We start from the raw sequence: 20,524 nt of genomic DNA, 5'->3' as shown, positions 1-20,524 counted from the left end.
CCCGGGCGGCGGGAGGAGCAGAGATCCCTGTGCGCCGGGGCTGAGGGATCAGCCCTCCTCGTCCTCGACCCACTCGAGCAGGTCGCCAGGCTGGCACTCGAGCACGCGGCACATCGCGTCGAGCGTGGTGAAGCGTACGGCCTTCGCGCGGCCGTTCTTGAGCACCGCCACGTTCGCGGGGGTGAGGCCCACGCGCTCGGCGAATTCGCCCACGCTCATCTTGCGCTTCGCGAGCTCGACGTCGATACGCACCACGATGGCCATCAGATGACCTCCTCGAGTTCTGCGCGATAGCCGGTGGCCTGGTGCAGCAGTCCGCGCATCACGAGCATGAGCAGCACGGGCAGGGCCGCCAACGTCACGATCCCGAACAGCAGCATGGGGAAGCCGGGGTCGCGCAGCTCCGGGGTGAAGTAGATGATCGACGTCGCGGTGATCGCGAGCACCGCGAGCACGGACCAGCCGATGCCCAAAGCCCAGACGATCGCATCGACCCATCGGTGCGATGCCTCGCTGAACAGACGGTCGCGCCGCACGAGGGTGAGCAGTCGCCAGATGCACACGATCACGGTCAGCACGCAGAGGATCACGATCGAGAGCGCGATCTGCACCGGGATGCGGAAGGGGAGCGGCTCGTCGGAGAGCTCGCCCGGCATCGACAGCCCGAGGATGACGACGAGCCAGAGCGCGGCGACGACGAGGACGGCACGAAGCAGGAGAGCGATGAGGCGTGAGTGCAACATGAATTGATTATCGCTCATTATCTATCGAATTTCAATAGATTTCATCTGTGGTGGAAGCGATCTGCTTCGGGGCTCGACCCGTCGAGGCCTCTGCGCGCTAGCCGCGCGCAGATGAGCTCGGGGCTCTACGTCATTAGCGGATTGCGGAGGGATCGGCAATCCCGCTTCGCCGGGAGGGCTGCGCGGTTAGCCTCGAAGCGAGCCCGGGAAGGGGCGGCGGAGAGATGGGAGAAGACGATGAACGACGGACGTGAAGCGGGCAACGGCGATGCCGAGGAACTCGGCCGGCCGGGCTCGGACGTCACCGCGACGACGGCCACGATTCTCGCCGAGGTGCGCGACACCGCCCCGACAGCCTCTCGAGAGCAGGTGGCGGAGATGATCCGCTCGCGGCTCGACAGGGAAGGCATCAGCCTCCGCGAGCGTGACATCGCGGACCTCGTAGCCCAGATCGTCGACGGCGACGAGAGCGCAGGCTGAACGGCGAGGGATCCCCGGTTCGCCACAGCCTGGTCCGGTGCGATGGCGAGGTGCGCGTCGACACGGGCGGGCGTCGCCGCGGTGAGCGTTTCCACCCGCGGGTGGTGGTCGCGGCGCTGCGAACTGCGAGAGCATGGGAGGGGAGCGGAAGGAGCGACGATGGAACGCGGCGTCTCGGTGCTCGACGAGCCGGCCCTCAGGCGACCGGGGCTCGTGCGCTGGTTCGCCGAGCGCCCGCGTATCGTCGACGTCTTCGTGATCCTCGCCTGCGCAGCGCCGACCGTCACGGCGCTGATCCTCGTGCCGCCCGAGCCCGCCTGGCTCGCGTACCTCTGCGCGGCGGGAGTCGCCGTCGCATTCTGGTGGCGCCGATCCCACCCCCTCGCGGTGCTGCTCGCCGTCGTGGCGTTCGCGACGCTCAACCCGATCGCCGCGCAGAGCACCTCGCCCGCGTTCCTCGAGAGCTGCTTCGCGCTCTACGCGCTCGCGAGCCTCGTGCGCGTGCGCACCGCGGTGCTCGGCTACCTGCTGAGCGAGGGCGTGATCCTCGGCGTCTCCGGGCTCGCCATCCTGCTCGGAATCCGCGAGGAGTGGCCCGCGGTCCTGTTCCAGCCGGCCTCGCTGGCGGCGCTCGCGCTCGGCGCAGCCGTACGCGCGAGCCGCTCCCGCCGTACCGCTATCGAAGAGCTCGTGGCCGTGCGCGAGGAGCAGGCCGCCGCTGCCGAACGGGCGCGCATCACCGCAGAGATGCACGACGTGGTCGCGCACTCGGTCACCGTGATGATCGCGCTCGCCGGAGGCGCGGCGGCCGGCTGGGAGAAGCACCCCGATCGCGCACGTCGGGCACTCGACCAACTCGGCGATGTCGGGGCGCACGCGCTCGAGGAGATGCAGCGCATTCTGCGCATCCTCCGTGAGAACGACGCGGATCTCGATCGCAGTCTCGAATCGTCGGGCCACAACCTGCCGTCGCTCGAGGAACTGGTGGAGGTCTTCCGCTCGGCCGGGCTCGCGGTGCACCTGGTCGGAGACGGGACGGCGCTCGGCGATCCCTCACGGATCGAAGACGCCCCACCCAGTGGTGCGCCGCGCCCCGACCCGGCGCTGCAGACGACCGTCTATCGCATCGTGCAGGAAGCGCTCACCAACGCGCTCCGTCACGCGCGCGACGCCACCTACGTCGAGGTCGACGTCTCTTGCGCCGACGATCGCGTCACCGTCTCGGTCACCGACAACGGGCGCGGGTCGAAGCCCGGCCCGAGCGCCGGCGCGGGCGTGGGGCTGCGGGCCATGCGCGAGCGCGCCGAGGCCTTCCACGGCGACTTCGTCGCGGGCCCGATCCCCACGAGCGAGGCCGGGCCGGGAACCGGGTGGCGCACGCGGGTCTCGATACCGGTGGGCGAGGGATTCGCATGACCCGATCCCTGTCCGCCGCCGTGCGCGTGGTCGTCGTCGACGACCAGCCCCTCGAGCGAGCCGGGAACGCGCTGATCCTCGACTCCGACGACGGCATCGAGGTGATCGGGGAGGCGGGAAACGGGCTCGAGGCCGTGGCGGTCGTCGCCTCGAGTCTGCCCGACGTCGTGCTCATGGACATGCGCATGCCCGTGATGGGCGGGCTGGAGGCGACTCGGATCATCGCCGAGCGCCACCCCGAGACGCGGGTCATCGCGCTCACGACCTTCGACCTCGACGAGTACGCCTTCGGCTGCCTGCGGGCGGGGGCGAGCGCGTTCCTGCTCAAGAGCACGAAGCCGGCAGCGCTCGTCGACGCGGTGAAGACGGTCGCATCGGGGGCCGCCGTCGCCGACCCCCGCCTCACCGCGAAGCTCATCGAGCACTACGTGAGCGCTTCGCCGCGCCCCGGTGCCGCGGGAGATGCGGGCCCGGACGTGGTGCTCGGCGATCCCGACGCCGCCCTCGCGCCGCTCAGCCCCCGCGAACGCGAAGTCTTCGCAGCGATCGTGCGGGGCCTCAGCAACGCGGAGATCGGAGCGGAGCTCTTCCTCGCGCCCTCGACGGTCAAGTCGCACGTCAACGCGATCTTCGCCAAGCTCGGGCTGCGCGACCGTGTGCACGCGGTGATCCTCGGCTACGAGATCGGCCTGGGCGGCGCGCGCTCCGCCGGTTGAGCGAGGAGCTTGCGACGAGTCGAAACCCGAGGCGTCGGTGCTCGGGGTTCGGTGCCCGGGTTTCGACTCGCTCCGCTCGCTCAACCGGCGGCCGGATCCCTCACCCGCTTAGCACACCCGCCCCCTTCTGCGCGCCCCCGTGGCGGCCCCCGCCGCGGTCTGCGAGCCTGGTGCCGCACCGGGGCTCGCCCCGGCCTCACGAACGCATTCGAGAAGGGACTCCACGATGAGCCGGATCCTGCACGACGACTCGCTCTCGCTGCTCACCCGGGGCTACGGCTTCGGTGCGCACATCTGGGATCGCGTGGGGGCGGGCGCGAGATCGGCACCGCTGCGGTTGCTCGGGCGCGAGGCGCTGCTGGTGCGGGGCGCCGACGGGGTCGCCCTGTTCTACGACGAGAACCGGGTCGCCCGGCACGGAGCGATGCCCGCGTTCGTGCAGGAGACCCTGTTCGGCCACGGCTCCGTGCACAGTCTCGACGGCGCCGAGCACCGCCACCGCAAGTCCGCCTTCGTGGACGTGGCATACGCCGACGAGCAGGCGGCACGCCTCGACCCGCTGCTCGAGGAGGAGTGGCAGTCGGAGCTCGTGGACTGGATCGCCGGCGGCGAGCGCTCCGCCTACGATGCCGCGGTGGGAGCGCTCGGCCGCGCGGGCATGCGCTGGGCAGGGCTTCCGGGCACCCGGGCGGCGCGCACCCGCTGGGCGGCGCGCCTCGCGCAGGTCGTCGACGGTTTCGGTGCGCCCTACTCGCCCGCCTTCCTGCTGGCCGTTGCGAACCGGGCGTGGTCGGATCGGCACGCGCAGCGTCTCATCGAGGCGGCTCGCTCCGGCCGGCTGCACCCCGCGGATGGCACCGCGCTCGACGTGTGGGCCCATCACCGCGATGAGAACGGCGAACTGCTGCCCGCCCGGCTCGCGGGGGTCGAGCTGCAGAACTGCATCCGCCCGCTCATCGCGGTCGCCCGCTTCGTCGCGTTCGCGGCGAAGGAACTCCACGACCGCCCCGAATGGCGGGCTCGCATCGCCGCGGAGACCGCCGAGCGCGGCACGCTCCTCGGCGGTCCGCTCGCCACCGCCTTCGCCCAGGAGATCCGGCGCACCGCCCCGTTCGTGCCGGTGCTGCCCGCCTGGGCGCTCGAGGATATCGAGCTCGACGGCCGGCGCGTGCCCGAAGGCGGGCGCGTGGTCCTCGACATCCTCGGCACGGATCTCGACGAGCGCTCCTGGGAGCGCTCGAGGGAGTTCGATCCCGAACGCTTCGTAGGCGTGGACGACTACGAAGCGCTGGAGGCGTTCGTTCCGCAGGGCGGCGGCTCGGTGCCCGAGGGGCACCGCTGCCCGGGCGAGAAGCTGGCGATCTCGAGCCTCGCCGCCGCCGTCGCGGTGCTGAGCGATGAGCGCGTGACGGTGCTCGGCCGTGGCCTCGAGGTGAACCGCCGGCGGTTGCCGACCAAGCCCGCATCGGGCGGGCAGGTGCGCTCGACCGCCGCGAGCGCGCCGAGCCGCTGCCCGATCCACTGAGCGCGCGGATCGGGCGCTGTTCAGCGCACCCGAGTGCGGGGTCGGCCGAGCAGGGCGGCCCGGTGAGCGCGGCTCCTCACCGTCGTTCTGCGCGCGCCGACCACCGGCCGTCGCGGTGCTCGATGCGGATCGGGTATTCGAAGCTCTCGCTGACGAGCTCGGTCGTGAGCACTTCGGAGGCGGCGCCCGAGGCGAGTACCCGCCCGTGCTTGATGAGCACGGCGTGCGTGGTCGTCTCGGGAAGCTCCTCGAGGTGATGCGTGACGAGAACGGTCGCGAGCTCCGGCTCCGAGCGGTGCAGGTGGTCCACCGTCTCGAGCAGCCGCTCGCGGGCGGCCACGTCGAGTCCGGTCGAGGGCTCGTCGAGCAGCAGCAGCGAGGGATCGGCGATGAGCGCCCGCGCGATGAGCGCACGACCGCGCTCGCCCTGCGACATCGTCGGCCAGGTCGCACCCTCCAGCTCGGAGAGGCCGAGCATGCCGATCAATTCGTCGGCGCGGGCGATCATCGCGGGCTCCGGCCGCCATTGCATCATGAGCTCGGTCGTGCCGGTCGCGCCGGTGAGCACCACCTCGCGCACGGTGAGCGGGGAGCGCAGCGGGTGCCGTGGGTTGACGTGCCCGATCGACTCTCGCAGCCTGCGGATCTCGACGCGTCCGAGCCGCTGCCCGAGTACGTGCACCGCGCCCCGGGTGGGGTGCTGCTGGGCCCCGCACATGCTGAGGATCGTGCTCTTGCCCGCGCCGTTCGGGCCGATCAGCGCCCAGTGCTCGCCCGCTCGCACGGTCAGGTCGATGCCGCTCAGGATCGGCCTGGAGTCGCGTACGAAGTCGACGTGCTCGAGGCGCAGCACTTCGGTCGCCCTCACCGCGTCGCCGCCCCTGCGTGCGCTCCGGTTTCCGAACCGGCGGCCTCGCCGCGTGCGCCGATGCCCGCCCGGGACGCGGCGACGAGCACCGCGTTCATGCTCGCCGCCAGCACGGAGCGATCCTTCCCGGCCGCCCATGCGGTCTCGCCCCGCATCCGGTACTCGATCGCGGTCAGCGCCTCGCTGCCGTTGCCCGCGCTGATGCTCGTCTGGTGCAGCTCGAGGATCTCGATATCGATCCCTCGCCCGCGCAGCGCGTCGGTAAGCGCCTCGACGGGGCCGACGCCCTCGTGCTCGCTCGCGTGTTCGATCCCGTCCGTGCGCAGCACGATCCGTGTGCGCGAGACGCCTGCGCCCTCGGCCGCGTCGAAGCCCGCGAGCTCGATCGGATCCGCGGTGCCTCCGGCCCGTATGCTCGCTTCGCCCGCATCCCCGACCCCCATATAGGCTTCACTGAATATGCGCCACAGCTCGGCTGCGCCGACCTCGTCGCCTGTCGCGTCGGTGTGGTGCTGCACGTGTTTGGAGAGATCGATCTGCAGTCGGCGCGGCAGCTCGATGCCGTACTCCGCTTCGAGCAGATAGGCGATGCCTCCCTTGCCCGATTGCGAGTTGACCCGGATCACCGCGTCGTAGCTGCGTCCGATGTCGGCGGGGTCGATGGGCAGATAGGGGACGCGCCATTCCAGATCGCTCTCGGGAACACCGGTCTCGGCCGCTCGTGCCCGGTGCTCGGCGAAGCCCTTCCTGATGGCGTCCTGGTGGGTGCCGCTGAACGCCGTGTGCACGAGGTCGCCGACGTAGGGGTGCCGTGCGTGCACCTCGCCGCGGTTGCAGTGCTCGACCGTGCGGCGGATCTCGTCGATGTCCGAGAAATCGATCATCGGGTCGACGCCCTGCGCGTGCAGGTTCAGGGCGAGCGTCGCGATGTCGACGTTGCCGGTGCGCTCGCCGTTGCCGAAGATGCAGCCCTCGACCCGCTGCGCGCCCGCGAGCACGGCGAGCTCGGCGCAGGCGATACCGGTGCCGCGGTCGTTGTGCGGGTGCACCGAGAGGATCACGCTGTCGCGGCGCGCGAGGTTGCGGTGCATGTACTCGATCTGGTCGGCGTAGACGTTGGGCGTCGCGATCTCGACCGTCGCGGGCAGGTTCAGGATCACGGGGCGCTCGGGCGTCGCGCCCCACAGCTCCGTCATGCCGTCGCAGACGTCGAGCACGTAGTCGGGCTCGGTCAGGTTGAAGACCTCGGGCGAGAACTCGAAGCGCACGTTCGGCAGCCCTCCCGCGAGCTCGAGCACGTCGCGGCCGCCGCGCATGATGAGGCGCTTCAGGTCCTCGCGATCGCGGCCGAGCACCGTATCGCGCCAGACCGGTGCGGTCGCCGTGTACATGTGGATCACCACGGGATTCGCAATGCCGCGGATCGAGTCCACCGTGCGCTCGATGAGATCGCGGCGGGCCGGGGTGAAGACCACGACGGTCACGTCCTCCGGAGCGATGCCCGTCTCTGCGATGAGACGCACGAAGTCGTAGTCGGTCTGCGAGGCCGAGGGGTAGCCGACCTCGATCTCCTTGTATCCCATCGCGACCATGAGCTCGAAGAAGCGGCGCTTGCGCGAGGGATCCATGGGCTCGGCGAGCGCCTGGTTGCCGTCGCGCAGGTCGACCGGCACCCACAGCGGCGCCTCGGTGAGGCGGCGCGTCGGCCACTGCCGCTCGGTGTCCGCGAGCGGCACGGCGACGCGGTCGTAGGCGTTCCGGTAGCGGTGGGACGGCATCTGGGAGTGGCGCTGGCGGTTCCAGGCGGGCGCGTGGCCGGGCACGGGGCCTGCAGGCGTGGAGATGCGGGGGAACGGGGTGCCGGGAGCCGCTGCTGCGGTCGGTGCGGTGGTCATCGGAGGTGTCCTTCTCGAGAGATCGGTGACCGGCGCGACGTTCGGCTCCACGGCGGGGAGCCGGTCGTGCTAGGCCCCGCCGTGGCGGCGAAGAAGGAGGAACTCGCGGGAGAACATGCGTAGACTGTAGCACAACTCCTCAGACAAGTAGCGAAGTGAGATCGAAGATGCCCCAGGTCAGACGCACCCCGCTCGCGGATCAGGCCGCGGAGCTGCTGCTGCAGCGCATCCGCTCGGGCGAGTGGGCGCTGGGCGCGAAACTGCCGGGAGAGACGACTCTCGGCCCGCAGCTCGGCGTCGGCCGCTCGACCGTGCGCGAGGCCATCCGCCAGCTCGTCGGGCGGGGCGTGCTCTCCTCCCGGCAGGGCGCCGGGGTCTACGTGACCGCGCTCGACGCTCCCGAGGACTGGGACGCCGTGCTTCGGCGCAGCGACATCGTCGCTGTGATCGAGGGGCGCATCGCCATCGAGAGCGAAGCCGCGGCGCTCGCCGCCGAGCGGCGCACGCCGGCGGATCTCCGTGCGATCCGCCGCGCCCTCGCGCAGCGCGAGCAACTCGGAGAGTCGATCGAGGCGCACGTCGATGCTGACACCGGCTTCCACCGCAGCATCGTCGTCGCCGCGCACAACCCCATCCTCGCCGAGCTCTTCGACGGCTTCACGCCCCGATTGCGCGAGGCGATGATCGAGATGCTCCGCATCCGCGGCGAATTCGACGATGCCGCCGACCACGATGCGCACGCACGGCTCGCAGACGCCATCGCGCATAAGGACGCCGAGGCGGCGCGATCCCTCAGCCGCGAGCACCTGCGATCTCTCGCGGACGCCCTGAGCTGACTCGGTGCCTCGCCCGTGCGGCGAGCGGGTGGAGCGCGTCGGCGGCCTCGGGTAGCGTACGGATACGACGGAGCACGAGGAGAGGAGCCCGCATGGCCGGCAATCTGGAGCGCGTCTACCGGATGAGCTTCGCGAGCGTCTACCCGCTCTACATCGCGAAGGTGGAGCGCAAGGGGCGCATGAAGCAGGAGGTCGACGAGATCGTGCGCTGGCTCACCGGCTACAGCCAGGAGCAGATCGAGGCGATCATCGAAGCCGAGACCGATTTCGAGACCTTCTTCACCGAGGCGCCGAAGCCGCACCCGTCGCGATCGCTGATCACGGGCGTGATCTGCGGCGTCAAGGTGCAGGAGATCGAGGATCCGATCATGCGCGAGGTGCGCTACATGGACAAACTCGTCGACGAGCTCGCCAGGGGCAAGGCCATGGAGAAGATTCTGCGCGGCTGACCGTCGGCAGTGCGGGCTACAGCCATGATCGACCTCAGCCAGCCGATCCTCGACGGTATGACGGTGTATCCGGGCGACCCGTGCGTCTCCGTCCGCCCCGCGCTCACGATCGACCGCGACGGGGCCGCGGTGTCGGCGCTCGAGCTCGGCTCGCACACGGGCACGCACGTCGACGCGCCCGCGCACACCGTCGCGGGCGGGCTGACGCTCGACAGGATCCCTCTCGACGAGCTGAGCGGCGAGGCTCTGGTGCTCGATGCCGCTGCGCGAGCGAGGGATCGCCGCCCCATCGGTGCCGTCGAGCTCGACCTCGAGGAGCGTCTGCGCGGGCTCCACCGCGTGCCCCCGATCGTGCTGATCCGCACGGGATGGGATCGGTACTTCGGCGCGGAGCGCGCGCTCGCGCATCCGCACCTCGAGGTCGCAGTCGCGGAGCGGCTGCTCGGCCTCGGCATGCGCGTGCTCGGGGTCGACGCGCTCAGCCCTGATCCCACCGGCGGCCTTGCCTGCGGCGATGGCGGCGAGGGACCCGCACCCGGTTTCCCGGTGCACGCGGCCGTGCTCGGCGGGGGAGGCCTGATCGTCGAGAACCTCCGCGGGCTCGAGAGGCTCGGCAGCCGCGCACGTATCGGCATCTTCCCGCTGCCGCTCGCGAACGCCGACGGCGCCCCGGCCAGAGTCGTCGCCTGGGAGTAGCGGGAGGGAGCAGACCGTGAGGCTCGCTCACAGCTCCGAGGCGAGCCAGGCGATGATCTCTGCGGCGGGCGCCTCACGGGCGGCGCGGAACCCCGTGCCGGCCCAGAGATGCAGCGTGTCCGTGTCACCCGCGCGGCCGGCGGCCTGCCGCAGCGCACGCGTCAGGTGGTGCACGGCGGGATAGGCGACGGGCGCCGTCGCGCCGTGAGCGTCGGCGAACCGGTTGCGCAGCGAACGGGCCGGGCGTCCGGTGAACGCACGGGTCACGACCGTCTCGGTGAATGCCGGATCGGCGATCGCCGCGCGGTGCGCGGCACTCGCGCCGGATTCCGCGGCCCGCAGCAGCAGCGTGCCCACGGCCACCGACTCGGCGCCCGAGGCCAGCAGATCGCGCACGGCGCCGGGCCCGTCGACGCCGCCCGCCGCGATCACCGGCAGATCGACCGCGTCGCGCACGGCGCGCACGAGTGCGACGGTGGTCTCGGGGCCCGGTTCGGCGGCCCCCGGCACGGTTCCTCCGACCCCGGCCGAGCCCGGATCGGAGCCGGCGTCCCGGCCGCCGTCCGGCGTCCGCGCGGGCTCGTGCACCGCGCTGTGTCCGCCGGCGCCCGCTCCCTGCACGACGAGCCCGTCGACTCCCGTCCGCGCTGCCGCACGTGCCTCCGCGGGAGAGGTCACGCTCGCGAGCACGCGGCTGCCCGCCCGCTGCAGTGCGGCGATATCGGCGGGGTCGGGAAGCCCGAACGTCAGCGAGACGACGGGCACGGGGTCCGCGATCAGCAGTGCGAGCTTCTCACCCCACGCGTCGTCGTCGATCGCGGGTTCGGGGTCGAGCCGCAGCCCGTAGCGCTCGGCCTCGGGCTGCAGCTCTGCGGCGTAGGCGGCGAACTCGGCCCGCGTCTGCGCGTCGAGGCTCGCGCGCCCCGGCACGAAGAGGTTGACGCCGAACGACCGGGCGGAGGGCCGCAGGCGCTCGATCTGCGCTGCGAGGCCCTCCGCGGTCTGCATGCCGCCCGCGAGAAAGGGGAATGCCCCAGCCGCGGCGACGGACGCCGCGAGTTCGACGCTGCTCGGCCCGCCGGCCATCGGCGCCGCGACGAGCGGCAGCCGGGAGTCGAGCAGCCTCGGCGTACGCATCCCGGTCTCAGGCGAGCGACGAGGTGAGCGTGATGTCGACGGCGGAGAGCGCCTGCGAGACGGGGCAGGTGCGCTTCGCCTCGTCGGCGAGGCGCTCGAAGTCCTCGCCGCTGATGCCTGCGACCTCGCCGACCACGGTCAGGTGGATGCCGGTGATCCCCGCACCGGCGACGAACGACACCTCGGCGCCGGTGTTGAGGCGGGTCGGGGGCGTGCCGTTCTCGGTGAGCATGTTCGCGAACTGCATGGAGTAGCAGGTGGCGTGGGCCGAGGCGATGAGCTCCTCGGGCGTGGTCGTCGCACCGGCCTCCTCACCGCGGGCCTTCCAGCCGACGTCGAATGTGCCGGCGCCCGAGGTGTCGAGGCTCGTGGTGCCCGAGCCGCTGAACAGCTCGCCGTTCCAGATGGTGCTGGCCTTGCTCACGATGGTGTTCGGCATGATTCCTCCCATGCGTTCGAAAGTGGTACCGCGCCGGGATCTCGGGTTGAAGCCCCGGTGCTCAGCACGCTAACAGACGCCGCCGGGCGCGGTGTCAGGAACGCCGCGGGCCACGACGGCGCGCGCTGCGGCGAGGGATCGCGGCGCGCGCCGCAAGGGCGTTGCGCCCGGCGCCGTCTCGGGCCACCATCGAAGTCACCGACCCGACTGATCGATGGATCGCGACGGGTCGGGGCGGACTGCGGGAGGAGGGCGGCGATGAACAACGCGGTGGGGGAGATACTGCCGCTCGCCCTGGGCGTCGCGGTCTCTCCGATGGCGGTGGTGGCGCTGCTGCTCGTGCTCCGCGGGCCTCGTGCGGGCGTCGCGGCTCCCGCGTATGTGCTCGGGTGGGCGGTCGGCGTCGCGGCCGCGGTGACGGTGTTCACGATCGCGGGTTCGCTGTTGCCCGATGAGGGATCGCGCGGCTCGCGCCCCATCGGAGGCTCCATCCGCATCATCCTCGGCGGTCTGCTCGCCCTGCTCGCGGCGCGCACCTGGACGCTGCGGCCGCGCACCGGAGCCGAGCCCCGGCCGCCCGCGTGGATGGCAGCGGTCGACGCCCTGAGCCCGGCCCGGGCGGGTGGACTCGCAGCTCTGCTGGCGGTCGTGACGCCGAAGAATCTGCTGCTCGCGGCGGACGTGGGGCTCGCCGCCGACGGGGGCACGGTGGAGCAGAGGGTGATCTACGTGATGCTGTTCACCCTGATCGCCTCGCTGCCGCTCGGAGCGCTGGCCTACATGTTCAGACCGAGGGCCTGGGATGCCGGCCGGGGCGTGCCGGAGACGGCGGGGAACGCGGAAGCCGGGGACGTCTGGGAATCCGCCGAGGCCGCTCTGGCCGCAGAGGAGCGTGAGAAGCAGATGCGAGCGCGGCTCGAGCGGGCGCGTCGCTGGCTGCTGCAGCATGACGCGGGGATCATGACGGTGCTGCTCGCGGTGCTGGCGTTCAACCTGGTCGGCGCCGGCATCGCCGCCTTCTGATCGCCGCGCAACCGCCCGTCGCGCGAGTAGCATCCCCGTATGGGAGTTCCGAGCCGGAAGACGAGGGTGCGACTGCGCTGGGCGGTCGCCGTACTCTGCGGGATCGTCGCGGCCGTGCCGGTGTCGGCAGTGTTCGGCGTCGCGACCGGCCTCGTCGCGGGCTGGGGCGTGCTCTCGCTGGCGGGCGTGATCTGGCCGCTGCTGCAGCTCTGGGGCATGGACGCGGAGGCGACCCGAGATCACGCCACTTCGGAGGATCCAGGACGCCGCGTCGCGCGCATCATCGCGATCGCGGGCAGCCTCGTGAGCCTCGCCGCGGTGGCCGTGGTGATCGTGCAGGCGCGCCGCGCTTCCGACGCGGAGGCCTTCGTCCTCGCGGGTATCGCCGTGCTGAGCGTCGCCTCCTCCTGGGCGCTCATCCAGACCGACTACATGCTGCACTACGCCCGCGTCTACTACGAGGACGACGGGGGAGAGATCCGCCGCGGCATCGACTTCAACCAGCGCGAGGATCCCTGTTACACCGACTTCGCCTACTTCTCCGTGGGTCTCGGCATGACCTATCAGGTCTCCGACACCGACATCACGTCGAACGCGATCCGCCGCGTCGTCATCGCGCAGACGATGCTCGCCTATCTCTTCGGGGCGGGCATCCTCGCCGCGGTCATCAACCTCATCGCGGGTCTGGGCTGATCCCTCGCCCTGTGCTCCCATCGCCGGCCGGCTCCCGCGCATCTCCCGCCAGGCAGGGCCCGATTCGCAGCGGAAGCACGACACTCGTCGGAGTCACAGGCCCTTCGGATCGCCCCTGGTTACGCTGCTGACATGAGCACTCCAGCGATCGGCGCGTTCGAGACCCCCGAGCCGGCGGGCCCCATCGGAGACGAGATCACCATCTCGGCGAGTGCGCTGAAGACCATCGGCGATCAGATGCAGCGCTTCCTGCTCGAATATCGTTTCGCGATGCAGGAGATCGAGACGAAACTCGCGATCCTCCGCGAGGAGTTCCTGCACATGCACGAGTACAACCCGATCGAGCACGTATCGAGCCGGGTGAAGACGGTCGACAGCCTCGTCGAGAAGATCGAGCGACGAGGCGTCGGCACCGATTTCGACGTGATCAGGAGAGAGATCCAGGACATCGCGGGCGTGCGCGTCACCTGCGCCTTCATCCGCGACGTCTACCGGCTGTTCGACCTGCTCACACAGCAGGACGACATCACCGTGCTCGAGGTCGAGGACTACATCGAGAGCCCCAAGCCGAACGGCTACAAGAGCCTGCACACGATCATCTCGGTGCCCGTCTACCTCTCGACGGGCCGCGTCGACGTGCCCGTCGAGGTGCAGTTCCGCACCATCGCGATGGACTTCTGGGCGAGCCTCGAGCACAAGATCTACTACAAGTACGCCAGGCAGGTGCCCGAGTCGCTCATCAGCGAGCTGAAGCACGCGGCCGACACGGCTGCCGAGCTCGACACCCGCATGCAGCGCCTCCACGTGCAGGTGCACGGCGAGCAGCCCCTCACGGCCCCGCTGTCGCTGCGCGCGGTGCAGGAGCAGGTGCACCGGGCCTGAGTAAGCCCCATCGACTTGACGCGTGCTGCTGTCAACAGGCGATGAGGCAGCAGAACGAGTCAAGTCGATGCGGCGAGCGGGGTTCGAGTGCTCGACCGGCCCGGTGCTCCGAGGCCCGCGCGCCGGTGCGGACCGACCCGATCCGACCTCCGGGAGATCCCAGGTCGAGACCTGACCGCACCGACCGCGGGGCACTAGTCTCGAAGCGTGGAGAGCGAGTACCTGCCCGGCGGCTCGGGAGGCGTCTGGCGCGTGAGCGGCGCCGACGGCGAGATCCGGGTGCACCGTCCGGCCGGCCCCTGGACCCCGGCGGTGCACGCCCTGCTCGCGCACCTGCACGAGCGCGGCCTCGACGGGATCCCTCGCGTGCACGGCTTCGACGACGAGGGCCGCGAGGTGCTCGACTACCTGCCGGGCGATACGCTCGACCCAGAGACCGAGCAGCCCTCCGATCGGGCGCTCGCAGACGCCGCCGCCTGGCTGCGTCGCTTCCACGACGCCGCGGCCGACTTCCGGCCCGGGCCCGTCGAGTGGCGTCAGGGCGTGCAGCCGCTCGGCGAAGACGAGGTGATCTGCCACAACGATCCCGGGCTCTACAACTGGGTCGTGGCGGGCGGCGACTTCGTCGGCATGATCGACTGGGATCGCGCCGGCCCCGGCCGTCCCGTCGACGACCTCGCCTTCCTCTGCTGGTCGGGCGTGCCGTTGCTGCGCGAGACCCCCGCCGTCGACGCTGCGAGGCGCGTCGCGCTCGCCGCCGACGCATACGGACGCGTCGCCCCCGATGCGCTGCTCGAGGCCGTCGACGCCCGCATGGAGCTCATCGAGGCCCGCTGGCGTGCGGGAATCGAGCGCGGCGACCCGGGTACGCTCGCGCTCCGCGACGCCGGGATCATGGACCGGCACCTCGCCCGCGTACGGGCCTTCGCCGAGCGCAGCGGGGAGATCCGCGCGGCGCTCCCGCGCTGACCGGATGCAGCGGTCGCGATCCCTTTCGGAAGGGGAGGCGAGGGATCAGGGCAGCGGCCCCGATGCGGAACCTCCCCGCCCGCGGGGTTAGGGTGGAAAGGTGAGCAAGGATCCATTCGAGGAGCTCTTCGGCCCGGGCGACGAGGAGACGAAGCCGATACCGGCACGCGAGCGTCTCGCCTACGAGCAGGCTGAACGCGTCAAGACCGCCCCGCTGCCGAAGGCGAAGGCCGAGAAGCCGGTCAAGGAGAAGAAGCCCGCGAAGGCGAAACCCGCAGCCGCGGCCGATCCCCGCATCGCGAAGGCGAAGCCGTGGATCGTCGTCGGCATCGTCACGGTCGTCGCGCTCGTGGCGTCCATCCTGGTGCTGAACTTCGCCCGCGCGGGGCAGGATCCCTCGCCTACCGCGGAGCCCACGACGCAGGCGCCCGCCACGTCGGCCCCGGCCACCTCGAAGCCGGCGGACGACGACTCCGAGAAAAAGAAGAAGCCCGCCGCGGACGAGGTTCCCTCCGTCGACGTCGGCAACACGGGCACCATGGACGTGCCGGTGTGGGGCATCACGGCGCAGATCTCGGAGAAGTTCGGCTGGCCGCAGTACCAGATCAACGGCGAACAGCTCGTGCTGCAGTACTCGCCGCTCATCGATTCGCTGCCCGACTCGTGCGCGGCGATGCGTCAGCAGTGGGGCATCCAGCGCACGGCCGACGGCAAGTACGAGGTGCTCAAGCCCGCGCAGCGCTGCGAGGCGGCCCCCGAGCTCTACGACGAGCTGTGGGGTCTCACCGACGCGCTCGTGAAGAGCATCGCCCCGCTCTGAGCCGGGCATCGCCAGCTGCTCGAGCTCCGTTCGCTCAATCGGCGGCCGGGGCCCCGAAGAGCTGCGGCCACAGCGCGACCGCGAGCGCGTAGCCCACGAAGCTCACGATGTCGAGAATCCAGTGCGCGACGATCAGGGGGAGGGACCGGCCCCAGCGGTGATACGCCCAGCCGAACACGAGGCCCATCACCACGTTGCCGATGAACCCGCCGAAGCCCTGGTAGAGATGGTAGCTGCCGCGCAGCAGCGCGCTCGAGACCACCGTCGCCACGGGGCCGACGCCGAGGCGCTTCAGCCGGTCGAAGAGATACGCCACGACGATGAGCTCCTCGCCGAGCGCGGCCTTGAGCGCCTGCAGCACGAGGATGGGCACCGTCCACCAGTAGGCGTCGAGCGCGGCGGGCACGACGGTCGTGTTGATGCCCAGCTGCTTCGCGAGCAGGTAGAAGCCGATGCCCGGGATGCCGATCGCCGCGGCGAGCAGCACCCCGCCGCCGGTCTCGCGGCCCCAGCGCCAACGGCCCGTCGGCTCGTCGCGCCCCAGGCCGAGCCTTCCGAGATGCGGACGGCCCGCCCGCCACAGCAGGAAGACGACGAGCGCGACGGGAGCCAGCCCGAACGCGAAGGAGAGCAGCTGGTAGATCAGGTCGAACACGGGCCGCTCGGCCAGCGACCGGTTGATGGTCGCGGTCTGCGATGAGAGCGACGTCTCGCGGGTGACCCGTTCGATGATCGTGACGATCGCGTAGACGCCGGAGGCGCCGAAGGAGAGGGCGAGCACGATGCCCATCTCCCACTTGAGGCGGGTGCGCACAGGTTTCACCGGATCAGAGTAGCGCTTCACCATGTAAAATAGACCGTTCGCAGTTTTTCGATCGTTAGGATCCCTTTTTATGGCTCTCGCAACCCGCGAAGACCTCCGCAACGTCGCCATCGTCGCCCACGTCGATCACGGCAAGACCACGCTCGTCGACGCCATGCTGCGTCAGACCAACTCGTTCGACGCCCACGCCGACGTCGATGACCGCGTGATGGATTCGAACGACCTCGAGCGCGAGAAGGGCATCACCATTCTCGCGAAGAACACGGCGATCACCTACGAGGGCGCCCACGCGAAGAACGGCCCCATCGTCATCAACGTGGTCGACACCCCCGGTCACGCCGACTTCGGCGGCGAGGTCGAGCGCGCGCTGTCGATGGTCGACGGCGTCGTGCTGCTCGTGGACGCCTCCGAGGGCCCGCTGCCGCAGACCCGCTTCGTGCTGCGCAAGGCGCTCGAGGCGCACCTCCCCGTGATCCTCGCGGTCAACAAGACCGACCGCCCCGACGCCCGCATCGAGGAGGTCGAGGGCGAGGCCCAGGATCTGCTGCTCGGTCTGGCCTCCGACCTCTCCGAGGACCACCCCGACATCGACGTCGACGCCGTGCTCGACGTGCCGACCGTCTACCTCTCGGGCCGCGCAGGCGCCGCCTCGCATACGCGCCCTGCGGATGGATCCCTCCCCGACAACCCCGACCTCGAGCCGCTGTTCGAGACCATCCTCGAGAAGGTGCCCGCACCCTCCTACGACGACGCGCACCCGCTGCAGGCGCACGTCACGAACCTCGACTCGTCGCCGTTCCTCGGTCGCATCGCGCTGCTGCGCGTGCACCACGGCACGATCAAGAAGGGCGAGACCGTCGCCTGGGTGAAGCACGACGGCAGCGTGCAGAACGTGCGCATCACCGAGCTCATGCTCACCAAGGCGCTCACCCGCTACCCGGCCGAGCAGGCGGGCCCCGGCGACATCGTCGCGATCGCGGGCATCGAGGACATCACGATCGGCGAGACCATCGCCGATGCGGAAGACGTGCGCCCCCTCCCGACCATCACGGTCGACGAGCCCGCCATCTCGATGACCATCGGCGCGAACACCTCGCCGCTCGTCGGCAAGGTCAAGGGCCACAAGCTCACCGCGCGCATGATCAAGGACCGCCTCGACCGCGAGCTCATCGGCAACGTGTCGATCCGCGTGGTCGACACCGAGCGCCCCGACGCCTGGGAGGTGCAGGGCCGCGGTGAGCTCGCGCTCGCGATCCTCGTCGAGAACATGCGCCGCGAGGGCTTCGAGCTCACCGTCGGCAAGCCCCAGGTGGTCACCAAGGAGGTGAACGGCAAGGTGCACGAGCCCTACGAGCACCTCACCGTCGATACCCCCGAGGAGCACCTCGGCGCCATCACCCAGCTGCTCGCCGCCCGCAAGGGCCGCATGGAGAACATGGTGAACAACGGCACCGGCTGGGTGCGCATGGAGTTCATCGTGCCGTCGCGCGGCCTCATCGGCTTCCGCTCGGAGTTCATGACCATCACGCGCGGCACCGGCATCGCGAACGCGATCTCGCACGGCTACGACGAGTGGGCCGGCGCCATCACGACCCGCAACAACGGCTCGATCGTGGCCGACCGCGCGGGCGTCGTCACGCCGTTCGCGATCATCAACCTGCAGGAGCGCATGAGCTTCTTCGTGCAGCCCACCGAAGAGGTGTACGAGGGCATGGTCATCGGCGAGAACTCGCGCTCCGAGGACATGGACGTGAACATCACCAAGGAGAAGAAGCTCACGAACATGCGTTCGTCGACGGCCGACTCCTTCGAGTCGATGACGCCGCCGCGCACGCTGACGCTCGAGGAGTGCCTCGAGTTCGCCCGCGAGGACGAGTGCGTCGAGGTGACGCCCGAGCACGTGCGCATCCGCAAGGTCGAGCTCGACGCGACCTCGCGCGCCCGCGCCGCGTCGCGCCTCAAGAACCAGAAGTAGGGGTTCCTCCGGGCCGGGGCATGCGCCTGGGCCCGCTCCCGTGAAATCGGGGCCGCTTCCGGTCGGTATTCTCGCCGATTCCGACCGGAAGCGGCCCCGTTTTTCTTTTCCGTGAGGGATCGCGGTGGAGGTCGCGGCTCGGAGCGGTAGTGAGTCGGACGCTCGATTTCGTTCGGCGGTGGAAACGCGATAGAGTAATCCCTGCGTGAAAACGCAATCGGGATGTGGCGCAGCTTGGTAGCGCACGTCGTTCGGGACGACGGGGTCGCAGGTTCAAATCCTGTCATCCCGACGAAAAGCCCCGGTCAGAAGAAGTTCTGGCCGGGGCTGTTTTCGTTTCGGGAAGTGCGGCTGTTCGTTGGGCGGCCGCGGCCCCTCCACCGGCGCCGGAGAACGAAGCTCTCCTCCGCCGGCCCGGCGTGCGAAGCGAGTCGAAACCCGGGGCACTCGCACCTCGATCTCGACTCGCTGACGCTCGCTCGAACGGAGGGGTAGGATCGCTCCGCCCGCTCGACCCGCGGGAGGGACCGACAACGCTCGCTATATCAGCGGGACGGTCCTACTCCGTCTCGATGGGGAGGAGTTGCCGAACAAGGGGCCTGGAGGCCCGTATCGGTCACTGGTCGGGGAGCGTGTCACCGTCGAAGCAGGCGAGATCGCTCTCGTGAATGGCACGCGCTTTCGCGTCGGTGGTTTCGTTCATGATGTACGCGGGGTCGGCGCGGCCGGAGTTCGCGAGCTCTTCTCGGTCGGCGCCGAGATAGATGGCCGCGTAGGAGTTGGTCACGCCCTCGCCGTATTCCTCGGCCCACGTCTGTCCGACCTGTTCACCGCACTGGACGTAGATGAGTTTGTGAGCGATCTCGTGACGCATCGTGTTGACGAAGCTCGGTTCGTTGACGCGCTGCATGCCGGCCGGCGTGTAGGTGATCAGACCCCACCCCTCCTCTGTGCCGAGGCAGACGAAGGCGAGCGTCTCGATCCCGTTCGGGTCGGGAACGTCCGCACCGCACCCCGCGGCGGCTTGATCGGTGGTGATCGTCGAGCCGACGAGAGCCGCGAGCGACTCCGCCGCCTCCCGATAGCTGCCGTCGGCTCCCGCAGTGACGGGCTGCGCCGCGATCTGCTGCTCGAGCGCGACGACCGCCGGATCCTGCGGGAAACCCGTCGTGGCGAGATCCGTACCGATACCGCCGTAGAGAAGACCCGAGGTCCGCTCGCTGATGTCGGCGCCGAGAGTGGAATATGCGTAGCTCTCGGCGTCATCCAGGGTGTCGAACTCCGTCTGCCCCTCTTGCTCGACGTCGGCGATCACGTCCTCCACGTACGTGCGGGCGGCTGCGGTATAGCCGGGGGAGACTCTCACCCCGCCCGACATCGACGGCTGCTCCAGCGCGACGTTGACCTCCGGGAGCGATGCGCGGAGGTTCTTGAGCTCCCGCTGGTAGAAATCGGCTTCGGAGAGCTTCACCTTGCTGCTCGCCCCAAAAGCCCCGCCGAAGGAGCCCGATGCGAACTGGGTGACACCCCAGACGCCGGTCGCGATGATTCCGAGTAGCACGACGGCACCGGCCGCGACCCAGACGATCCACCCGCGTCGCGGTCGTGTCGTGGCCGGCGATGCGGCCTGAGCCGGCGGTGAGGAGGCGGCTTGCTGGGGCGAGAGTGCGTGGACATGCTCAGTCCAGTTCGCGCCGTCCCAGTATCTCTGCTGATTCGAATGTTCCGGATCCGGGTACCAACCGGCTGCAGGCGGGAGATGGGTCATATCGGGCATTCTCGCAATCTCTTCATCCCAGCACATCGCTTACCATACACGCTGTCCGACCTCGGACAGCGGATTCGGCGGGATGCGCGAAGTCTCGTCGGTATGGGTGGGGGGCACACGGGCGTGAAACTCGTCATCGACGCGAGCACGCTGTAGCGGAACGGGCGAAGCCCGGCGGTTCTCGGGCCGTGGGCCTCGGCTGGTGGTCGGCGGGTTGCGCCGACCACCGCAGGGCCGGTCAGCTCACGCCCATGAGCATGTAGGTCGTCTCCACGCGCTCCTCGGCGTCATCCGCCTCCCGCAACGCACAGGGGCGGGGGGGGGGGGGGATCAGGCCCCGGCGCCCCCCCCCCCGGGCGGCGGGGCGTGGA

At 70.3% G+C, this 20,524-nt stretch carries 21 protein-coding genes and 1 tRNA gene; 14 read left to right on the top strand and 8 right to left on the bottom strand.

What is annotated here, in order from left to right:
• Positions 1 to 48 precede the first annotated feature (48 nt).
• Positions 49 to 264, bottom strand: coding sequence for a helix-turn-helix domain-containing protein (locus J4H91_RS02120; RefSeq protein WP_208044610.1), 216 nt, complete (start codon positions 262 to 264; stop codon positions 49 to 51).
• Complete coding sequence (locus tag J4H91_RS02115) at positions 264 to 743, bottom strand: DUF2975 domain-containing protein (protein ID WP_208044609.1); 480 nt, start codon at positions 741 to 743, stop codon at positions 264 to 266. The genes J4H91_RS02120 and J4H91_RS02115 overlap by 1 nt, the downstream gene beginning before the upstream one ends.
• 237 nt (positions 744 to 980) lie before the next feature.
• Here J4H91_RS02115 and J4H91_RS02110 point away from each other — a divergent pair, with 237 nt between their 5' ends.
• The 4 genes from J4H91_RS02110 (at position 981) to J4H91_RS02095 (ending at position 4,880) form a co-directional block, all read left to right on the top strand.
• Positions 981 to 1,223 carry a hypothetical protein gene (locus tag J4H91_RS02110; protein ID WP_208044608.1) on the top strand — a complete coding sequence of 81 codons (243 nt, stop codon included), beginning with the start codon at positions 981 to 983 and terminating at the stop codon, positions 1,221 to 1,223.
• Between the two features lie 159 nt (positions 1,224 to 1,382).
• Positions 1,383 to 2,639 (top strand): sensor histidine kinase, encoded by a 1,257-nt coding sequence (locus J4H91_RS02105; protein WP_208044607.1) that lies wholly within the window; start codon positions 1,383 to 1,385, stop codon positions 2,637 to 2,639.
• The gene (locus J4H91_RS02100; RefSeq protein ID WP_208044606.1) at positions 2,636 to 3,355 is read left to right on the top strand and encodes a response regulator transcription factor; all 720 of its coding nucleotides are present in this window, start codon (positions 2,636 to 2,638) and stop codon (positions 3,353 to 3,355) included. The genes J4H91_RS02105 and J4H91_RS02100 overlap by 4 nt, the downstream gene beginning before the upstream one ends.
• Positions 3,356 to 3,581: 226 nt before the next feature.
• Positions 3,582 to 4,880 carry a cytochrome P450 gene (locus J4H91_RS02095; RefSeq protein WP_208044605.1) on the top strand — a complete coding sequence of 433 codons (1,299 nt, stop codon included), beginning with the start codon at positions 3,582 to 3,584 and terminating at the stop codon, positions 4,878 to 4,880.
• 76 nt (positions 4,881 to 4,956) lie between these two features.
• Here J4H91_RS02095 and J4H91_RS02090 read toward each other — a convergent pair whose 3' ends face one another.
• Both J4H91_RS02090 and J4H91_RS02085 read right to left on the bottom strand, forming a co-directional pair.
• On the bottom strand, positions 4,957 to 5,748 hold the full coding sequence (locus tag J4H91_RS02090) for an ATP-binding cassette domain-containing protein (RefSeq protein ID WP_208044624.1): 792 nt from the start codon (positions 5,746 to 5,748) through the stop codon (positions 4,957 to 4,959).
• A complete protein-coding gene (locus J4H91_RS02085) occupies positions 5,745 to 7,643 on the bottom strand; it encodes a 2-isopropylmalate synthase (protein WP_208044604.1) in 1,899 nt (632 codons plus the stop codon). The genes J4H91_RS02090 and J4H91_RS02085 overlap by 4 nt, the downstream gene beginning before the upstream one ends.
• A gap of 167 nt (positions 7,644 to 7,810) precedes the next feature.
• Between J4H91_RS02085 and J4H91_RS02080 the strand changes: the two genes are divergently transcribed.
• The 3 genes from J4H91_RS02080 to J4H91_RS02070 all read left to right on the top strand — a co-directional run bounded on the left by J4H91_RS02080 (position 7,811) and on the right by J4H91_RS02070 (position 9,624).
• Entirely contained in the window at positions 7,811 to 8,479 is a 669-nt protein-coding gene (locus J4H91_RS02080) for a FadR/GntR family transcriptional regulator (protein ID WP_208044603.1), read from the top strand.
• A 92-nt stretch (positions 8,480 to 8,571) separates the two neighbouring features.
• Positions 8,572 to 8,928, top strand: a complete 357-nt coding sequence (locus tag J4H91_RS02075) for a DUF2200 domain-containing protein (protein WP_208044602.1) — start codon at positions 8,572 to 8,574, stop codon at positions 8,926 to 8,928.
• A gap of 24 nt (positions 8,929 to 8,952) precedes the next feature.
• Positions 8,953 to 9,624 carry a cyclase family protein gene (locus J4H91_RS02070; RefSeq protein WP_208044601.1) on the top strand — a complete coding sequence of 224 codons (672 nt, stop codon included), beginning with the start codon at positions 8,953 to 8,955 and terminating at the stop codon, positions 9,622 to 9,624.
• 27 nt (positions 9,625 to 9,651) lie between these two features.
• Here the strand turns inward: J4H91_RS02070 and J4H91_RS02065 are convergent, their stop codons facing one another.
• Together J4H91_RS02065 and J4H91_RS02060 are read right to left on the bottom strand one after the other, a co-directional pair.
• Positions 9,652 to 10,761: a nitronate monooxygenase gene (locus J4H91_RS02065; protein WP_208044600.1), complete on the bottom strand. Its 1,110-nt coding sequence runs from the start codon at positions 10,759 to 10,761 to the stop codon at positions 9,652 to 9,654.
• Positions 10,762 to 10,768: 7 nt separating this feature from the next.
• Complete coding sequence (locus tag J4H91_RS02060; protein WP_208044599.1) at positions 10,769 to 11,200, bottom strand: OsmC family peroxiredoxin; 432 nt, start codon at positions 11,198 to 11,200, stop codon at positions 10,769 to 10,771.
• A gap of 258 nt (positions 11,201 to 11,458) precedes the next feature.
• Here J4H91_RS02060 and J4H91_RS02055 point away from each other — a divergent pair, with 258 nt between their 5' ends.
• The 5 genes from J4H91_RS02055 to J4H91_RS02035 all read left to right on the top strand — a co-directional run bounded on the left by J4H91_RS02055 (position 11,459) and on the right by J4H91_RS02035 (position 15,587).
• Entirely contained in the window at positions 11,459 to 12,223 is a 765-nt protein-coding gene (locus J4H91_RS02055; RefSeq protein WP_208044598.1) for a GAP family protein, read from the top strand.
• Positions 12,224 to 12,262: 39 nt separating this feature from the next.
• Positions 12,263 to 12,916 (top strand): DUF1345 domain-containing protein, encoded by a 654-nt coding sequence (locus tag J4H91_RS02050; protein WP_208044597.1) that lies wholly within the window; start codon positions 12,263 to 12,265, stop codon positions 12,914 to 12,916.
• A 132-nt stretch (positions 12,917 to 13,048) separates the two neighbouring features.
• Positions 13,049 to 13,798, top strand: a complete 750-nt coding sequence (locus J4H91_RS02045) for a GTP pyrophosphokinase (protein WP_208044596.1) — start codon at positions 13,049 to 13,051, stop codon at positions 13,796 to 13,798.
• A gap of 207 nt (positions 13,799 to 14,005) precedes the next feature.
• Positions 14,006 to 14,767 carry a phosphotransferase gene (locus J4H91_RS02040; protein WP_208044595.1) on the top strand — a complete coding sequence of 254 codons (762 nt, stop codon included), beginning with the start codon at positions 14,006 to 14,008 and terminating at the stop codon, positions 14,765 to 14,767.
• A gap of 100 nt (positions 14,768 to 14,867) precedes the next feature.
• On the top strand, positions 14,868 to 15,587 hold the full coding sequence (locus tag J4H91_RS02035; RefSeq protein WP_341783391.1) for a hypothetical protein: 720 nt from the start codon (positions 14,868 to 14,870) through the stop codon (positions 15,585 to 15,587).
• Positions 15,588 to 15,621: 34 nt separating this feature from the next.
• Here the strand turns inward: J4H91_RS02035 and J4H91_RS02030 are convergent, their stop codons facing one another.
• Complete coding sequence (locus tag J4H91_RS02030) at positions 15,622 to 16,434, bottom strand: CPBP family intramembrane glutamic endopeptidase (protein WP_208044594.1); 813 nt, start codon at positions 16,432 to 16,434, stop codon at positions 15,622 to 15,624.
• Positions 16,435 to 16,480: 46 nt separating this feature from the next.
• Between J4H91_RS02030 and typA the strand changes: the two genes are divergently transcribed.
• Both typA and J4H91_RS02020 read left to right on the top strand, forming a co-directional pair.
• On the top strand, positions 16,481 to 18,385 hold the full coding sequence (typA, locus tag J4H91_RS02025; RefSeq protein WP_208044593.1) for a translational GTPase TypA: 1,905 nt from the start codon (positions 16,481 to 16,483) through the stop codon (positions 18,383 to 18,385).
• A gap of 218 nt (positions 18,386 to 18,603) precedes the next feature.
• Positions 18,604 to 18,677: transfer RNA gene (locus J4H91_RS02020), tRNA-Pro, on the top strand.
• A gap of 324 nt (positions 18,678 to 19,001) precedes the next feature.
• Here the strand turns inward: J4H91_RS02020 and J4H91_RS02015 are convergent.
• Positions 19,002 to 20,153, bottom strand: a complete 1,152-nt coding sequence (locus J4H91_RS02015; protein WP_208044592.1) for a DUF2510 domain-containing protein — start codon at positions 20,151 to 20,153, stop codon at positions 19,002 to 19,004.
• Between the last annotated feature and the right edge of the window lie 371 nt (positions 20,154 to 20,524).

It is taken from the genome of Leucobacter ruminantium (genome assembly GCF_017565705.1).
GTDB lineage: Bacteria > Actinomycetota > Actinomycetes > Actinomycetales > Microbacteriaceae > Leucobacter > Leucobacter ruminantium.
The sequence above is the reverse complement of the archived record's forward strand: the minus strand, read 5'-3'. Positions and strand labels throughout refer to the sequence as shown.

What these genes read in the sequence shown, in the direction of transcription:
- J4H91_RS02120 (WP_208044610.1), bottom strand. Translation starts at nt 264, where the DNA reads ATGGCCATCGTGGTGCGTATCGACGTCGAGCTCGCGAAGCGCAAGATG.
- J4H91_RS02115 (WP_208044609.1), bottom strand. Translation starts at nt 743, where the DNA reads ATGTTGCACTCACGCCTCATCGCTCTCCTGCTTCGTGCCGTCCTCGTC.
- J4H91_RS02110 (WP_208044608.1), top strand. Translation starts at nt 981, where the DNA reads ATGAACGACGGACGTGAAGCGGGCAACGGCGATGCCGAGGAACTCGGC.
- J4H91_RS02105 (WP_208044607.1), top strand. Translation starts at nt 1,383, where the DNA reads ATGGAACGCGGCGTCTCGGTGCTCGACGAGCCGGCCCTCAGGCGACCG.
- J4H91_RS02100 (WP_208044606.1), top strand. Translation starts at nt 2,636, where the DNA reads ATGACCCGATCCCTGTCCGCCGCCGTGCGCGTGGTCGTCGTCGACGAC.
- J4H91_RS02095 (WP_208044605.1), top strand. Translation starts at nt 3,582, where the DNA reads ATGAGCCGGATCCTGCACGACGACTCGCTCTCGCTGCTCACCCGGGGC.
- J4H91_RS02085 (WP_208044604.1), bottom strand. Translation starts at nt 7,643, where the DNA reads ATGACCACCGCACCGACCGCAGCAGCGGCTCCCGGCACCCCGTTCCCC.
- J4H91_RS02080 (WP_208044603.1), top strand. Translation starts at nt 7,811, where the DNA reads ATGCCCCAGGTCAGACGCACCCCGCTCGCGGATCAGGCCGCGGAGCTG.
- J4H91_RS02075 (WP_208044602.1), top strand. Translation starts at nt 8,572, where the DNA reads ATGGCCGGCAATCTGGAGCGCGTCTACCGGATGAGCTTCGCGAGCGTC.
- J4H91_RS02070 (WP_208044601.1), top strand. Translation starts at nt 8,953, where the DNA reads ATGATCGACCTCAGCCAGCCGATCCTCGACGGTATGACGGTGTATCCG.
- J4H91_RS02065 (WP_208044600.1), bottom strand. Translation starts at nt 10,761, where the DNA reads ATGCGTACGCCGAGGCTGCTCGACTCCCGGCTGCCGCTCGTCGCGGCG.
- J4H91_RS02060 (WP_208044599.1), bottom strand. Translation starts at nt 11,200, where the DNA reads ATGCCGAACACCATCGTGAGCAAGGCCAGCACCATCTGGAACGGCGAG.
- J4H91_RS02055 (WP_208044598.1), top strand. Translation starts at nt 11,459, where the DNA reads ATGAACAACGCGGTGGGGGAGATACTGCCGCTCGCCCTGGGCGTCGCG.
- J4H91_RS02050 (WP_208044597.1), top strand. Translation starts at nt 12,263, where the DNA reads ATGGGAGTTCCGAGCCGGAAGACGAGGGTGCGACTGCGCTGGGCGGTC.
- J4H91_RS02045 (WP_208044596.1), top strand. Translation starts at nt 13,049, where the DNA reads ATGAGCACTCCAGCGATCGGCGCGTTCGAGACCCCCGAGCCGGCGGGC.
- J4H91_RS02030 (WP_208044594.1), bottom strand. Translation starts at nt 16,434, where the DNA reads ATGGTGAAGCGCTACTCTGATCCGGTGAAACCTGTGCGCACCCGCCTC.
- typA (WP_208044593.1), top strand. Translation starts at nt 16,481, where the DNA reads ATGGCTCTCGCAACCCGCGAAGACCTCCGCAACGTCGCCATCGTCGCC.
- J4H91_RS02015 (WP_208044592.1), bottom strand. Translation starts at nt 20,153, where the DNA reads ATGACCCATCTCCCGCCTGCAGCCGGTTGGTACCCGGATCCGGAACAT.